Origin of the sequence: Pseudomonas sp. FW305-25 (assembly GCF_017351415.1) — a bacterium.
Lineage (GTDB): Bacteria > Pseudomonadota > Gammaproteobacteria > Pseudomonadales > Pseudomonadaceae > Aquipseudomonas > Aquipseudomonas chlororaphis.
Genome location: NZ_JACNDE010000001.1, coordinates 410,009 through 423,394, shown reverse-complemented (window position 1 = coordinate 423,394; position 13,386 = coordinate 410,009). Strand labels below are relative to the sequence as shown.

The 13,386-nt window shown below is 60.2% G+C and carries 18 protein-coding genes; 7 read left to right on the top strand and 11 right to left on the bottom strand.

Going from position 1 to position 13,386, the window contains the following annotated elements:
* The first annotated feature begins 133 nt into the window (after positions 1 to 133).
* Together J4E58_RS01985 and J4E58_RS01980 are read left to right on the top strand one after the other, a co-directional pair.
* Positions 134 to 433 carry a hypothetical protein gene (locus J4E58_RS01985; RefSeq protein WP_009043058.1) on the top strand — a complete coding sequence of 100 codons (300 nt, stop codon included), beginning with the start codon at positions 134 to 136 and terminating at the stop codon, positions 431 to 433.
* A gap of 293 nt (positions 434 to 726) precedes the next feature.
* A complete protein-coding gene (locus J4E58_RS01980; RefSeq protein WP_003179963.1) occupies positions 727 to 939 on the top strand; it encodes a cold-shock protein in 213 nt (70 codons plus the stop codon).
* 73 nt (positions 940 to 1,012) lie between these two features.
* On the opposite strand, the gene J4E58_RS01975 is transcribed toward J4E58_RS01980, so the two are convergent.
* Together J4E58_RS01975 and J4E58_RS01970 are read right to left on the bottom strand one after the other, a co-directional pair.
* On the bottom strand, positions 1,013 to 1,324 hold the full coding sequence (locus J4E58_RS01975; protein ID WP_087088489.1) for an I78 family peptidase inhibitor: 312 nt from the start codon (positions 1,322 to 1,324) through the stop codon (positions 1,013 to 1,015).
* Positions 1,325 to 1,485: 161 nt separating this feature from the next.
* Complete coding sequence (locus J4E58_RS01970; protein WP_087088491.1) at positions 1,486 to 1,791, bottom strand: hypothetical protein; 306 nt, start codon at positions 1,789 to 1,791, stop codon at positions 1,486 to 1,488.
* Between the two features lie 163 nt (positions 1,792 to 1,954).
* Between J4E58_RS01970 and J4E58_RS01965 the strand changes: the two genes are divergently transcribed.
* Positions 1,955 to 2,167: a hypothetical protein gene (locus J4E58_RS01965; RefSeq protein WP_007920523.1), complete on the top strand. Its 213-nt coding sequence runs from the start codon at positions 1,955 to 1,957 to the stop codon at positions 2,165 to 2,167.
* 34 nt (positions 2,168 to 2,201) lie between these two features.
* On the opposite strand, the gene J4E58_RS01960 is transcribed toward J4E58_RS01965, so the two are convergent.
* From J4E58_RS01960 to J4E58_RS01925, 8 genes are all read right to left on the bottom strand, one after another.
* Complete coding sequence (locus J4E58_RS01960; protein ID WP_007920524.1) at positions 2,202 to 3,230, bottom strand: nucleoside hydrolase; 1,029 nt, start codon at positions 3,228 to 3,230, stop codon at positions 2,202 to 2,204.
* A gap of 40 nt (positions 3,231 to 3,270) precedes the next feature.
* Positions 3,271 to 3,675: a D-ribose pyranase gene (rbsD, locus tag J4E58_RS01955; protein ID WP_009043056.1), complete on the bottom strand. Its 405-nt coding sequence runs from the start codon at positions 3,673 to 3,675 to the stop codon at positions 3,271 to 3,273.
* Positions 3,672 to 4,589 (bottom strand): ribokinase, encoded by a 918-nt coding sequence (gene rbsK, locus J4E58_RS01950; RefSeq protein WP_087088493.1) that lies wholly within the window; start codon positions 4,587 to 4,589, stop codon positions 3,672 to 3,674. The genes rbsD and rbsK overlap by 4 nt, the downstream gene beginning before the upstream one ends.
* Positions 4,590 to 4,611: 22 nt before the next feature.
* Complete coding sequence (locus J4E58_RS01945; protein ID WP_007920529.1) at positions 4,612 to 5,631, bottom strand: LacI family DNA-binding transcriptional regulator; 1,020 nt, start codon at positions 5,629 to 5,631, stop codon at positions 4,612 to 4,614.
* Between the two features lie 3 nt (positions 5,632 to 5,634).
* Positions 5,635 to 6,612, bottom strand: a complete 978-nt coding sequence (locus J4E58_RS01940) for an ABC transporter permease (RefSeq protein ID WP_053278214.1) — start codon at positions 6,610 to 6,612, stop codon at positions 5,635 to 5,637.
* Positions 6,609 to 8,162 (bottom strand): sugar ABC transporter ATP-binding protein, encoded by a 1,554-nt coding sequence (locus J4E58_RS01935; protein ID WP_087088495.1) that lies wholly within the window; start codon positions 8,160 to 8,162, stop codon positions 6,609 to 6,611. Before J4E58_RS01935 ends, J4E58_RS01940 begins: the two co-directional genes overlap by 4 nt.
* Before the next feature lie 57 nt (positions 8,163 to 8,219).
* Positions 8,220 to 9,176 carry a sugar ABC transporter substrate-binding protein gene (locus tag J4E58_RS01930; RefSeq protein ID WP_087088497.1) on the bottom strand — a complete coding sequence of 319 codons (957 nt, stop codon included), beginning with the start codon at positions 9,174 to 9,176 and terminating at the stop codon, positions 8,220 to 8,222.
* Between the two features lie 227 nt (positions 9,177 to 9,403).
* On the bottom strand, positions 9,404 to 9,865 hold the full coding sequence (locus tag J4E58_RS01925) for a hypothetical protein (protein WP_087088499.1): 462 nt from the start codon (positions 9,863 to 9,865) through the stop codon (positions 9,404 to 9,406).
* 323 nt (positions 9,866 to 10,188) lie between these two features.
* Here J4E58_RS01925 and J4E58_RS01920 point away from each other — a divergent pair, with 323 nt between their 5' ends.
* The 3 genes from J4E58_RS01920 to J4E58_RS01910 all read left to right on the top strand — a co-directional run bounded on the left by J4E58_RS01920 (position 10,189) and on the right by J4E58_RS01910 (position 12,443).
* Positions 10,189 to 11,277, top strand: coding sequence for an asparaginase (locus J4E58_RS01920; RefSeq protein WP_007920539.1), 1,089 nt, complete (start codon positions 10,189 to 10,191; stop codon positions 11,275 to 11,277).
* A gap of 235 nt (positions 11,278 to 11,512) precedes the next feature.
* A complete protein-coding gene (locus tag J4E58_RS01915) occupies positions 11,513 to 11,749 on the top strand; it encodes a DUF1654 domain-containing protein (protein WP_087088501.1) in 237 nt (78 codons plus the stop codon).
* A 4-nt stretch (positions 11,750 to 11,753) separates the two neighbouring features.
* On the top strand, positions 11,754 to 12,443 hold the full coding sequence (locus tag J4E58_RS01910) for an endonuclease (protein WP_007920548.1): 690 nt from the start codon (positions 11,754 to 11,756) through the stop codon (positions 12,441 to 12,443).
* 102 nt (positions 12,444 to 12,545) lie between these two features.
* Here J4E58_RS01910 and J4E58_RS01905 read toward each other — a convergent pair whose 3' ends face one another.
* Positions 12,546 to 12,902: an SPOR domain-containing protein gene (locus tag J4E58_RS01905; protein ID WP_087088504.1), complete on the bottom strand. Its 357-nt coding sequence runs from the start codon at positions 12,900 to 12,902 to the stop codon at positions 12,546 to 12,548.
* A 270-nt stretch (positions 12,903 to 13,172) separates the two neighbouring features.
* Here J4E58_RS01905 and csrA point away from each other — a divergent pair, with 270 nt between their 5' ends.
* The gene (gene csrA, locus J4E58_RS01900) at positions 13,173 to 13,367 is read left to right on the top strand and encodes a carbon storage regulator CsrA (protein ID WP_007920550.1); all 195 of its coding nucleotides are present in this window, start codon (positions 13,173 to 13,175) and stop codon (positions 13,365 to 13,367) included.
* Positions 13,368 to 13,386: the final 19 nt, after the last annotated feature.

Genomic DNA, 13,386 nt, shown 5'->3' with positions numbered 1-13,386 from the left:
TCATCGCGCCGTACTTCCCACCGGGACCAGCGTATCCGCGCTTTCTTTCGAGAAAGTGAACTTGGTGTGTACGCAAGGCCTCAAATACACCGAGAATCGCCATTCTTGTACCAATCCCAGGAGAGCTCGACTCATGCGCCTCACCCAACTATTCGCCCTTGCCGCCCCTTTCGCCCTGCTGCTGCCACTGAGCGCGCAGGCCGCCTGGCCAGCCGGGGTACGTGCCGAATACATGAAGGATTGCACGGCTGCCGCCAGCCAGAGCGTTGATGTGAAAAGTGCAGAAAAGCACTGCGCCTGTGGTGCGGACAAGCTCAATGAGAAATTCACTACAGACGAAATCAAACAGCTCATGAGCAAGCAGACTCAACCGGATCCGGCGCTGAGAACCAAGGCCCTGGACGCTATTGCCGCTTGCCGGGTGGTGAAATAAGTCTTTAATGCGCGAGAGACGGTCCTGCTTCAGGCTCGATGCGATCTGAAAACCGGCCTTTTTTCACAATTTACGCAGCTTTTACGGCTTTTTTTATCACCGAATATTTTCAGCGAAAGCCCCTTAAACCGGGGCCTTCAGCCGATCGGAGCAACAAAACGGACTCAACCACCTGGGAATCGGCACGTCCGGGGGGCTCCCAAGTCGAACATTTCGACTATGATAGCCCGGTGTGCCCAGTTGGCCTGAGCAGCACAGTACTACTGAAAATATATGTTTCTTGGAGATACACCATGTCTAATCGCCAAACCGGCACCGTAAAATGGTTCAACGATGAAAAAGGCTTCGGCTTCATCACTCCTCAAGGTGGCGGTGACGACCTGTTCGTACACTTCAAAGCTATTGAAAGCGACGGTTTCAAAAGCCTGAAAGAAGGCCAGACCGTTTCCTTCGTGGCTGAGAAAGGCCAAAAGGGTATGCAAGCTGCACAAGTTCGTCCTGAGTAATTTCTCAGCGAGCTAAAAAAACCCCGTCCATGTGACGGGGTTTTTTATGCAAGGTGCAAAAGCGCTGACGCGATCAGCCGCAGTTGACCCGGGTGACCACCAGATTGGTATCGGTGTTTAGGTTCAGCCGATCGGAACGGTATTCCAGGGTGATCATGTCGTTCGGCTTGAGAATACGGGCGTTCTGCGCACCTGCGCGAGTACGCGCCTGTTCCAGCAGCTCAGGCGAAGCTTTTTTGCCGATGGCGAATTCCGCCGCCTTAGCCTCACAGCGGCTATGGCCGCTCTCGGTCGCTACCGGACCCTTATCCGGCGAAGAAGTGCTGCACCCCGTCAAAACGACTGCAGCCAACAAGGTACCGAATGACGCGAGCTTCCAAGGCATGAAGCCTCCTTTTCAAAAATAAGCAGAGATAGTGCGACAACCGCTCTGACTATTGGTTTCACAAACGGACTGGCCAATGGCCTCTTGGCCAGGCAGCGGGCAAGTCTGCATCAGGTACGGCCACGTTTTCATGCAGCAATCGTGACCGGATATGAACAGCCTCAGTAAATATCGATGTAATCGAATGGTGGCTTCGGCCAGTTCTGTTTCAACGCGTTAAAAATCTGCGTCACCCAGACCTCATCGCTGGCCGCTACCCGCCCGACATAACCGGAACCGGCGGCCCAGGTCTCCAGCCTGAACAGCAGGCCGTCGATGTTCGCGCCACCGACCACGCCCGACGAGATATAGGCAATGCCCGCCTTGGTCACTCGCAACTGGGTATGCACATCGTCACTGGCCGACGCCAGCAACTGGCGCACCGCCTCGAAGGTCAAGGCATCAGGGTTGTTCAAATCGATCTGCACACTGGCACCCTTTGAAAACAGACAATGACCAAGTGTCGCACAGCCCTCCCCTCATGCCTAAGTCGGAGTGCGAAAAGCCCGCCAAGGTGTTTAACTCTACAAAACCGGAAGCCCTCGACAAGCGCCTGTCCGGCCCTATCCTTTCCGAGCTTGCGAGACTTCCATGGCCACCGTGACGATCGACGCCGACATCAAAGCCAAATGGCCCGAAGGCCACTGCTCCTACAGCCCCGGCAGCCCCGAAGAGCTGGCGATCATCGGCATCGATTTACTGATCAGGGAGCTGGGCACCGAAGCGGCCCAGACATTCATCGAGCAGATATTCGAGAAGTATCCCGGCGAGCACTCGGGCACGCCGGATACAGAGAAGGCGTAACGCCCGACAGGCTGGCACCTGCCGGGGATATCACTTATTTCAGGCGAGCCAGACGCTCGGTCAGCAGATCGAAGAAACCCTGGGCATCGCCATTCTCCACCCAGAACACGTTCTTCTCCTGCTTCAGGCCGTCGTACCAATCGACGATGGTCTGGCCGAAGGTCGGCCCCTCACGGCTGTCGATCACCATGTTGGCCTGGCGCCCGCTGAACAGTTCGGGCTTGAGCAGGTAGGCAACGACGGTCGCGTCATGTACCGGGCCACCCGGGATGCCGTAGTGCTCCATGTCACCCTTGACGTATTCGTTGAGGATATCGCCCACCACCTTGCTGGCATTGTTGTTCAAGGCCGCGATTTTCTGCAGGCGCGCATCGCTGGTCAGCACCTTGTGGGTGACGTCCAGCGGCAGGTAAGTCAGCTTCACGCCGCTCTTGAGCACCACCTCGGCGGCCTGCGGGTCGGCGAACAGATTGAACTCCGCCACCGGGGTGATATTTCCGCCGTTGAAATGCGCCCCGCCCATGACCACCACTTCCTTGATGCCTTGAGTGATATCCGGTGCCTGGATCAGCGCCAGCGCCAGGTTGGTCTGCGGCCCCAGCATGGCGATGGTGATGCTGTGGGGCTTGGCGGCGCGCAGGGTGTCGATCAGGTAATTGATCGCACTGCCCTCGGCCAGGCCCTTTTTCGGCTCATGCACCGTGACCCCGGAAATGCCTTCCTTGCCGTGAATATTCTCGGCATAGATCGGCGTGCGCAGCAGCGGCTTAGGTGCGCCGGCGTACACCGGCACCTCTTCGCGCCCCGCCCACTCACGGGCCAGGCGCGCATTGCGCGAGGTCTTGTCCAGGCGCACGTTACCGGCCACCGTGGTCAGCGCGCGGATCTGCAGTTCTTCCGGCGACGCCAGGGCGAACAGCAACGCAACCACATCATCGGCACCCGGATCGGTATCGATGATCAGATCGATTTTTTCTGCCGCATGGGCGCTGGTAGCAGTGAACAGGGACACGAGCAGAACACTCCGGATCAGGTGTTTCAGTAGCTGAGCATAGCGGTGCATGGCGCACTCCTTTGCGTGGTTGAACAGAGGGAAGCAACGCTCAGAACGTCACCCCGGCAATCAAAGCGATGTTGCAATAAGGCTGACACTCCCCCGTGCGAACGATTGCCCGCGCCTGGCGGCTGAGCACCTTGAACTCATCGTGGCTCAACAGCTTGCGCGCGCCCAGCGCCCCCTCGGCACTCAACGCCTCGAGCGCTTGCAGGGTCGGGGATTGTCGATCCAGGATCTCCTGCGCCAGCACATGGCCTTCCACCTGCATCTCGCAAAGCACCACCTGCAAGGTGCTGAGAAAATCCGGAATACCCTGGGTCAAGGCCAGGTCGATCAATTCGACGCCCGGCGGTACAGGCAGGCCGGCATCGCCGATAACCACGATATCGCCGTGCCCCAGGGAGGCAATCAGTCGCGACAGGGCGACATTGAGCAAGGGTGTTTTTTTCATGCGGGAGAGAACGCCTGTACGTCGGACAACGTGGGAATGGAAGGTTGCGCACCTGGGCGGGTCACCGACAGCGCTGCCGCGACCTGACCGAAACGAATCGCCTCGGCCTCGCTCTTGCCGGCGGCCAGCGCGGCGGCAAAACCACCGACAAAGGTATCGCCGGCGGCCGTGGTGTCGACCGCCTTGACCTTGGGCGCCGGGAAATGCTCGAAGCTCGTGCCATTGCCGAACAGCGAGCCTTGGGCGCCGAGCGTGATGATGACCTTGCCGGCCCCGGCGGCGATCAAGCGGGCGGCCGCGGCTTCGGCGCTCGCCAGGGAATCCACCGGCAAGCCGCTGAGGGCCGCGGCCTCGCTTTCGTTGGGAATCAGATAGTCGATGGACGCGTACCAGTCCACCGGCAACGGGCCACTGGCCGGTGCAGGGTTGAGGATCACGGTCTTGCCCAGTTCACGGCCGCGCTTGAGGCTATGCCCCACCGTGGGCAGCGGCACTTCGAGCTGGCAGATGATTACATCGGCCGCCTGCAGCACCTTGTCGAAGCCGCTGACCACTTCTGGCGTGAGCCGACCATTGCCACCGGCCACGATCACGATCGCGTTCTGACTGCTGTCGTCCACCACGATCAAGGCCACCCCACTGGAGCCGGCGACAGCGGTGACGGCCTGGCAATCGATCCGTTCGGTGAGCAACGCCGAGCGCAATTGCTCGCCGTAGGCATCATCACCGACGCAACCGATCATCGACACCTGGGCACCCAGGCGGGCCGCCGCCACCGCCTGGTTCGCCCCCTTGCCACCGGAAACCGTGGCGAACGACTGGCCGATCAGGGTTTCACCGGCACGCGGCAGCCGCTCGGCCCGGGTGACCAGGTCCATATTGAGGCTGCCTACTACCACTACTTTTGCTGGCATACATCGATACTCACAATTCGATTCAACGGTACTCGGCGAATGCGCCGGCCACGGGCGCCGTCGACTCGCGCAGGACAATGCTTGGGGTGACGATACGCTGATCGGTCGGCAATCCAGGGGTGGCAATGCGGCGCAGCAACAGCTCCGCCGCCTGCTCGCCCAGTTGCAGGATCGACTGGCCAACTGTAGTCAGCGCCGGATACACATAACGACTCATCTGGATATCGTCGAAGCCGATCACCGACAGTTCGCTCGGCACCCGGATATTGCGCTCCGCCGCCGCACGCAGCACACCGATGCCCATCATGTCGTTGCCGGCGAAGATCGCGCTGGGCCGGTTGCGCTCCAACAGCTGGGCCGCCGCGTGATAACCGCCGGTACTGGTGAAGTCGCTCTGCAGGATGCGCTGCGCAGGCACCTCCACGCCGGCTTCGCGCAACGCCCGCTGAAACCCCGCCAGACGCAATTGCGCCACGCTGGTGTAGTCCGGGCCGCCGATGCAGGCGATATCGCGATGGCCCAACTCGAGCAGATGACGGGTCGCCAGATACGCACCGTATTCGTGGTCGATACGCACCAGGTCCGCATCCACCCCTTCCAGCCCGCGGTCGACGATCACCATCGGCGTGCGCACGGCGGCCAGGCCCTTGGCCAGCCCGCCGTCGCCACCGGCCGAGGTCACGATCAGGCCGTCGATGCGTTTTTCCAATAGCACCCGTAGGTAGCTGCGCTGTTTTTCCGGGTCGTCGTCGGAGTTACAGAGAATCACGCAGTAGCCGTTGCGCTCGCAATAATCCTCGATCCCTCGGGCCAGCTCGGCGAAATACGGGTTGAGGCTGTTGGGCACCAACAGGCCGATGGTCGCCGTGGTCTTGGCCTTCAGCGAGCGCGCCACGGCGCTGGGCACGTAGTCGAGCTGCTGGATCGCCGCCTCAACCTTGATCCGCACTTCCTCGCTGACCGGACGCGTCTTGTTCAGCACGTGGGAAACCGTGGTGTAGGAAATCCCTGCGAGCGCCGCCACATCTTTGATCGTTGCCATGACTCAGCTCCGCCGGCTTGCGCGTTGGCTGCGATAAGTATCCAGTACCACCGCAATCACGATGACCGCGCCGGTGATGATGCGTTTGGTCGGCTCGGTCGCGCCGATCTGCGCCAGCCCCGCGGCCAGCACCGAGATAATCAATACGCCGAAAAAGGTGCTGATCACCGACCCGCGCCCGCCCATCAGGCTGGTGCCGCCGATCACCACGGCCGCGATCACTTGTAGCTCCAGGCCGGAACCGGCATTCGGGTCCGCGGCCTCCAGGCGGGAAATCTGGAACAGCGCGGCGATGCCCGCCAGCAGCCCCATCAGGCTGAACACCAGGATCTTGTAGGGTTTTGGGTTGATGCCCGCCAGCCGCACCGCCTCCTCGTTGGTGCCGATGCCGATCAGGTAACGGCCGAACACCGTGCGCGTCAGCACTGCCTGGGCGATGAAGATGATCAGCAAGGCAATGATGAACGATGGCGAGATGCCGAAGGCGATCGGGTTCGACAACCAGGCGAAGGCATCACCGATATAGGCGGTGCGCGAGCCGGTCATCTGGTAAGCCACGCCACGGGCCATTTCCAGCACACCGAGGGAGACGATGAACGAAGGAATACGCCAGGCGACAGTGATCGAACCGGTGATGGTCCCGGCCAATGCCGCGCAGCCCATGCCCAGCAATGCCGCCGGAACCACGCTCCAGCCCCAGCCGAGAATCGCCACGCTGACGGTGGAGGCCGCCAGGGCCAGCACCGAGCCGACAGACAAATCGATGCCGCCGATGATCAGGACAAAAGTCATGCCTACCGCCAGCACCATCAGGTCCGGGATCTGGTTGGCCAGGGTGCTGAAGGTGTCGTAGGAAAGAAAGTGGCTGCTCAGTGTCGAGAACAGCGCAATCATTGCCAGCAAGGCACCGGCCAGCCCCAGGTAGGTGCCGAGGCCGTAATAGTTGCCGCCACGTTTGCCGGCCGAAGATGCAGTTGTCATGGAAGGTCCCTAGGCGCCGCTTCGTTGAGCAACGCATCACGTTTTTGATAGCCGGCGAAAGCGGCGGCAAGCAGTTCATCCTGGGTCCAGCTATCGCGCTCGAAGGTATCGATCAGGCGCCCGGCGGACAGCACGCCAATGCGATCGCAGATCAGCATCAGCTCCCGCAGGTCGCTGGAGACCACCACCAGCGCCTTGCCCTGGCGGGTCAGTTCGCCAAACAGGCCATAGATATCGAACTTGGCGCCGACATCGATGCCCCGGGTCGGCTCGTCGAACAGCAGCACCGCGCAATCGCGCTCCAGCCAGCGGCCGATGACTACCTTCTGCTGATTGCCCCCGGACAGTTCGGACACCAGCTGCGCTGGCCCCGAACTGCGAATGCGCATGGCATCGATCTGCCGCTGCGCCAATGCCGATTCGTCACGACCATTGACCAGGCCGCCACTGGAGATCTCCGGCATGTTGCCCAGGGCGATATTGGCGCTGATGGATTGCGTCAGCAGCAGACCTTCACCCTTGCGGTCCTCGGTGATCAGGGCAATGCCGTGGGCCACTGCATCGACCGGCGAACGGATATTCGCCACCTGCGCCGGATAACCCAGGGCCACCGTGCCGCTGTCAGCCTTGTCGGCGCCGAAGATCAGTCGCAACAGTTCGGTGCGCCCCGCCCCGATCAACCCGGAAATACCGAAGATCTCACCGCTGCGCACCTCGAAAGACACGTCCAGAACCTTGTCGGAACGACTCAGGCTGCTGACCGTCAGGGCCGGCGCGCCAATCTTGCGCGGGCCGAGATCGATGTGTTCGCCCAGCTCGCGCCCTACCATCAGGTTGACCAGTTGCTCGCTGTTGTAATTGGCCATCGGCTCGACACAGACCAGGCAACCGTCGCGCAGCACCGCAATGCGCTGCGCGACCCGGGCCAGCTCTTCCAGGCGATGGGAGATATAGATGATGGCCACGCCACGAGCCTGTAGACGAGTGATCTGTTCGAAGAGCAACTCGACTTCACGAGCCGTGAGCATCGCGGTCGGCTCGTCGAGGATCAGCACATGGCAGTCGCCGATCAGGTTGCGCGCGATCTCCACCATCTGCTGGTGGCCAATCCCCAGTTCGCCGACCAGGGTATCGGGGTCGATGGCCTCCAGGCCGACCTGGGCCATGGCTTCGATCGCCGCCTTGCGCAACTGCTTGCGACTGATCCAGCCGCCGAGGCTGGGCAGGTTATCGAGGAACAGGTTCTCGGCCACCGACAGCGTCGGCAACAGGTTGAGTTCCTGCATGACCATACGGATGCCCAGCTCTTCGGCCTGGGTGCGACTGCCAGGACGGTAAGCCTGGCCGTTGAAGCGCATCTCGCCGGTGGTCGGGGTCACCAGGCCACCAATGATTTTCGACAGGGTGCTTTTGCCCGCGCCGTTTTCCCCGGTCAGCGCCAGCACTTCCCCACGCATCAGCGTCAGGTCGATGCCGGTCAATACCGGTTGCGCATAGGTCTTGCCGATACCGCTGACCGAAAGGACAGCGTTCACAGCGGAAACTGACATAAGAAACTCTCCATGCGCCCGCCTGTTTAGGCGGGCGCCGTTGCGCCGCCAGAAAGATTACTGGGTGACCAGCTCAACCGGAGTTTCGATCACGCCATTGGCGCCACCGTCCACCTTCTCGCCCTTGAGGATCTTCAGCGCCGTCTCGATACCGAAGACCGCCTGCTTGGCAGCGAACTGATCGGCGGTCGCCAGCACGCGACCGTCCTTGAGCATCGGCTTGATGGCATTGATGTTGTCGTAGCCGACCACCTTGACCTTGCCGGCCTTGCCCGCCGCGCGCACCGCCGAAACGGCACCGACGGCCATGCTGTCGTTGCCGGCCAGCAGCGCCTTGAGGTTCGGGTATTCGCTGAGCATGGCGGCGGCGACGCGGTTGCCGGCATCGATTTCCCAGTCGCCGGATTGCAGCGAGACCACCTTGATCTGCGCGGCCTCCATCGCATCCTTGAAGCCTGCGGTGCGCTGCTGGGCGTTGGTGGTGGTCGACACGCCTTCGATGATGCCGACTTCGTCCCCGGCCTTCAGGTCCTTGGCCAGGTACTCACCCACCAGGCGCGCGCCCTTGCGGTTGTCGGGGCCGACAAAAGGCACGCTGATGTTTTTGCTTTTGAGTACGGCCGGATCCAGCTGGTTGTCGATGTTGATCACGGTGATACCGGCGTCCACCGCCTTCTTGATCACCGGCACCATGGCCTTGGAGTCCGCCGGGGCGATCACCAGCGCGTTGACCTTGGAAACGATCATCTGCTCGACGATACGGATCTGGTTGGCGGTGTCGGTTTCATCCTTGATGCCGTTGGAAACCAGGTCGAAATCGGCGGCATGGTCTTTTTGATAAGCCTTGGCGCCGTCTTCCATGGTGAGGAAAAATTCGTTGGCCAGGGATTTCATGACCAGGGCGACCTTGGGTTTTTCCGGGGCCTCGGCGAATGCCGAAGAGAGGGGAAGCGTAGCGGATGCGGCAGCCAGAACAGCGACAGCGAGAAGACGTCCAGCGAATGGCAGCTTCATGGGTTCACTCCGATCTTATGATTATTGTGAGCAACGCTTGCGCCGGAGTACGCTCGACAATCTTCAGACCCCGATTAACGCGGCTTGAAGCGAACCTGAGAGGTGTATGACCTTTATCGCCCAGGGCCTGCGCAAACGTTTGCGTAAAACGAACTATGCGAACCCTGCCGCTATTTGTCAACGGGGAAGCCAAGCCCCATGAGCCGCCCCGTCACAACATCACACAATCATGCGGTGGTACTGACCAGTGCGCCTGACGAAGCGTCCTTGCTCAGCTCCTTACTCAGTTCCTTGACCAGCTTCCCCGCCACTTCCTGCAGCGCACCGTTGGTACCGGCGATCTGGCCTTGAATCGCCATCACCATGGTCGCCTTGGCTTCAGGGGTCGGATAACTCGCCGCCTGGGCAGCGGCCAACTGCTGCTGTTGCTCCTGCAATTGGGCCTGCAGTTCTTTCATGCGCTTGAGCAGCATTTTCACCACCAGGCTTTGATTGTCCCCTTCGGAGTCTTGAGTCTCGGCCTTCTCGGCCTCGGAACCGGACGCCACTCGCAGCTTGCCCTCTTCATCGATCCCCAGGACTTGCGCAGCGCTATCGGCGGCGCCCTGGCTCAGAGCCTCGATAGTGGCCGGTGATTTACCGTTGATAGTGATGGCCCCGGCAGCGGGAAAACCGACAGAAATAGACATGTGAGCTCCATAAAGAAACGATCCTTGAAGGGCATCGGCTGCAAGGACCATCTCTTTAATTCAGCTTTTTCCTCATGAAAATCAGAACTGTCGGACAACCGAACGTAAATCTTCCGAGCATTCGGAAAACCGGACAACGAAACGGCCATCGAATCCGATAACTAAAAATAAGTTGATATAAATCATTAAGTTAAAAGAGTTTTGCGACCACAGTCCGGCTGGTACAGATCCTGCTGTTCCCTTTCGCCCGCGGCATTCAGATCTGTCTCGGGTGTATCTAGATGAACCTGCACCAGCACCGTCTCACTACTAGAGAGAAAATAATGAAATCTGCTTTCAACACCCTTGTTCCGGGCGCTTTGGCCCTCCTCTTGCTCCTTCCGACTGCATTGCAGGCCAAGGAAGTCGAAACCAAACAGAAGCTGGCCAACGTGGTCGTGCTCGCTACCGGCGGCACCATTGCCGGCGCTGGCGCCAGTGCCGCCAACAGCGCCACCTACCAGGCCGCCAAAGTCGGCATCGAGCAGTTGATCGCCGGGATCCCCGAGCTGAGCCAGGTCGCCAATGTGCGTGGCGAACAGGTCATGCAGATCGCCTCTGAAAGCATCACCAACGAAAACCTGCTGCAACTGGGCCGTCGCGTCGCCGAACTGGCCGACAGCAAAGACGTCGATGGCATCGTCATCACCCACGGCACCGACACCCTGGAAGAAACCGCTTACTTCCTGAACCTGGTGGAAAAGACCGACAAGCCCATCGTAGTGGTCGGATCCATGCGTCCGGGCACCGCCATGTCCGCCGACGGCATGCTCAACCTGTACAACGCCGTCGCCGTCGCCGGCAGCAAGGAAGCCCATGGCAAGGGCGTGCTGGTCACCATGAACGACGAGATCCAGTCGGGTCGCGACGTCAGCAAAATGATCAATATCAAGACCGAAGCCTTCAAGAGCCCATGGGGCCCACTGGGCATGGTGGTGGAAGGTAAATCCTACTGGTTCCGCCTACCGGCCAAGCGTCACACCCTGGATTCGGAATTCGACATCAAGACCATCAAGAGCCTGCCTGACGTCGAAATCGCCTATGGCTATGGCAACGTCAGCGACACCGCCTACAAGGCCCTGGCCCAGTCCGGCGCCAAAGCCATCATCCACGCCGGTACCGGCAATGGCTCGGTGTCTTCCCGCGTAGTGCCGGCCCTACAGGAGCTGCGCAAGAATGGCGTACAGATCATTCGTTCGTCCCACGTCAATGCCGGCGGCTTCGTACTGCGCAACGCGGAACAGCCTGACGACAAATACGACTGGGTCGTGGCCAACGACCTGAACCCGCAGAAAGCCCGCATCCTGGCCATGGTCGCTCTGACCAAGACCCAGGACAGCAAGGAACTGCAGCGGATGTTCTGGGAATACTGATTGGCCCGCCCGACCTGTTCTGGTCGGGCACCGCTCTACCCCACACTCGCCCGCCCTGGGCGAGTGCTCCGCCCCGGTTGGCCTGCCCTCTTCTTTATCCCGCAGATAAAAAACTCAATCGTTTTGCAGCAATCCGCGGATATCGCTGTCAGAAGAACCTCTTGAATTTTAAGCGGTTGCGAAATTTCCTACAGTAAAATACTGTACGCGCATACAGCTTAATAAGGAATGTTCCGTGCCCACCACAGCACCACCAAGCTCTTATGAACGCCTCGGTTTGCGCGTTCAGAAAATCATCAATTCGCCCAATGCACAAAAAGCCAAGGCCGCCCTGATCTTCCGTCAGCCCGACGAAGCGGTCGACGAGTGGGAGCGCCTGCTCGAAGAAATCGCCGAAAACGACAACGTCACCCTCGCCTATCGCGATGACGGCGGTGTGCAGATTTTCTGGGTTGTGCCGAAGGAAGACTGAGTCGATGATTGCCCGCTGTTTTGCTGTACTGCTGTTTTGCGTTGCCCTGAATGCCCACGCCGATGCGCCCCGTACCTTCAACGAAGCGAAGAAAATCGCCTGGAAGCTATACGCCCCGCAATCCACCGAGTTCTACTGTGGCTGCAAGTACAGCGGCAATCGGGTCAACCTCGCCGCCTGCGGCTATGTCCCCCGCAAGAACGCCAATCGCGCCGCGCGCATCGAATGGGAGCACATCGTTCCCGCCTGGCAGATCGGCCATCAGCGTCAATGCTGGCAGCAAGGCGGACGCAAGAACTGCACGCGCCACGACCCGATTTATCAACGCGCCGAAGCCGACCTGCACAACCTGGTACCGAGCATCGGCGAGGTCAATGGCGACCGTAACAACTTCAGCTTCGGCTGGCTGCCGGCGCGGTCCGGCCAGTACGGTTCGTGCCTGACGCAGGTCGACTTCAAGGCCAAGAAGGTCATGCCGCGCCCATCCATTCGCGGCATGATCGCCCGGACCTACTTCTATATGAGCAAGCAGTACAACCTGCGCCTGTCGAAACAGGATCGCCAGTTGTACGAAGCCTGGAACAAGACCTATCCGGTACAACCCTGGGAGCGCCAGCGCAATCAGAGCGTGGCTTGCGTGATGGGGCGTGGCAATGAGTTCGTCGGCCCGGTCAACCTGAAGGCCTGCGGCTGATATCCGTCCGGGTTGCCGATAAACGTCCGGGGCATGGACAGCCCCCTCAAGATGATTGAGCGCCGGCAAGACTGGCCTTGACCCGGCACCCAAAAGAACGGCTTATTGCGCGACGCGGTGCTCAATCACCTGCGGCTCGATATTGCGCTTCTTGGCCTTGGTCAGCTTCTCGACCAGCTCGGCTTTCTTGGCTTCGGCTTCGGCCTGGGAATCGAACGGGCCGATCAGCACCCGATCCTTGCCATCTTCGACGACGACATAGGAAATGATCCCGTGTTCGATCAGCCAGCCGGCCAGATCGCTCGTCGCCTGAGGCAGGGTGCCGGCGACCAGCACATCCCATTGCGGCGTCGTGGCGGCCTGCGGCGGCTGCGTCTGGACAACCGGTGCCACCTTCTTGTCCACCTCGGCATGCTTGCCTTCACCGCATCCCGCCAATGCCAGGACCGCCATCATCATCGCTACTGTGCGCACAACCTACCCCTTGAAAGTCTGAGGCGGCGATTTTAGCACCCCAATCCCCTGCACAAACGCCACAAAATCAGCGCAAAACAAGGAGAATGATATTTATCGCCTCTGTATAGTTGCACCTCGGGAATTAATACAGCGTCTGCGCGTCAGAAAGAGGCACCCACACAGTGGTACTTCGCAGTAATCTATACGCACTACTACCGACATCTGCACTGTCTGAATCAGGTGCCCTACTACTAAGCAATCAAGGAGAAGATCATGCTGATACTCACCCGCAAGGTCGGTGAAAGCATAAATATCGGTGACGACATCACGATCACCATTCTGGGCGTTAGCGGCCAGCAAGTCCGGATCGGCATCAATGCCCCGAAAGACGTCGCAGTCCATCGCGAAGAAATCTACCAACGGATCCAAGCCGGCCTCACCGCCCCGGACAAACGCGAAACACCTTGAGCGCCATGAGCGGCCAGCC

Coding starts and splice junctions, on each gene's coding strand:
- J4E58_RS01935 (WP_087088495.1), bottom strand. CDS start 8,162: ATGTCAGTTTCCGCTGTGAACGCTGTCCTTTCGGTCAGCGGTATCGGC.
- J4E58_RS01930 (WP_087088497.1), bottom strand. CDS start 9,176: ATGAAGCTGCCATTCGCTGGACGTCTTCTCGCTGTCGCTGTTCTGGCT.
- J4E58_RS01985 (WP_009043058.1), top strand. CDS start 134: ATGCGCCTCACCCAACTATTCGCCCTTGCCGCCCCTTTCGCCCTGCTG.
- J4E58_RS01965 (WP_007920523.1), top strand. CDS start 1,955: ATGGCCACCGTGACGATCGACGCCGACATCAAAGCCAAATGGCCCGAA.
- J4E58_RS01980 (WP_003179963.1), top strand. CDS start 727: ATGTCTAATCGCCAAACCGGCACCGTAAAATGGTTCAACGATGAAAAA.
- rbsD (WP_009043056.1), bottom strand. CDS start 3,675: ATGAAAAAAACACCCTTGCTCAATGTCGCCCTGTCGCGACTGATTGCC.
- J4E58_RS01910 (WP_007920548.1), top strand. CDS start 11,754: ATGATTGCCCGCTGTTTTGCTGTACTGCTGTTTTGCGTTGCCCTGAAT.
- J4E58_RS01975 (WP_087088489.1), bottom strand. CDS start 1,324: ATGCCTTGGAAGCTCGCGTCATTCGGTACCTTGTTGGCTGCAGTCGTT.
- J4E58_RS01940 (WP_053278214.1), bottom strand. CDS start 6,612: ATGACAACTGCATCTTCGGCCGGCAAACGTGGCGGCAACTATTACGGC.
- rbsK (WP_087088493.1), bottom strand. CDS start 4,589: ATGCCAGCAAAAGTAGTGGTAGTAGGCAGCCTCAATATGGACCTGGTC.
- J4E58_RS01960 (WP_007920524.1), bottom strand. CDS start 3,230: ATGCACCGCTATGCTCAGCTACTGAAACACCTGATCCGGAGTGTTCTG.
- J4E58_RS01905 (WP_087088504.1), bottom strand. CDS start 12,902: ATGATGATGGCGGTCCTGGCATTGGCGGGATGCGGTGAAGGCAAGCAT.
- J4E58_RS01920 (WP_007920539.1), top strand. CDS start 10,189: ATGAAATCTGCTTTCAACACCCTTGTTCCGGGCGCTTTGGCCCTCCTC.
- csrA (WP_007920550.1), top strand. CDS start 13,173: ATGCTGATACTCACCCGCAAGGTCGGTGAAAGCATAAATATCGGTGAC.
- J4E58_RS01925 (WP_087088499.1), bottom strand. CDS start 9,865: ATGTCTATTTCTGTCGGTTTTCCCGCTGCCGGGGCCATCACTATCAAC.
- J4E58_RS01945 (WP_007920529.1), bottom strand. CDS start 5,631: ATGGCAACGATCAAAGATGTGGCGGCGCTCGCAGGGATTTCCTACACC.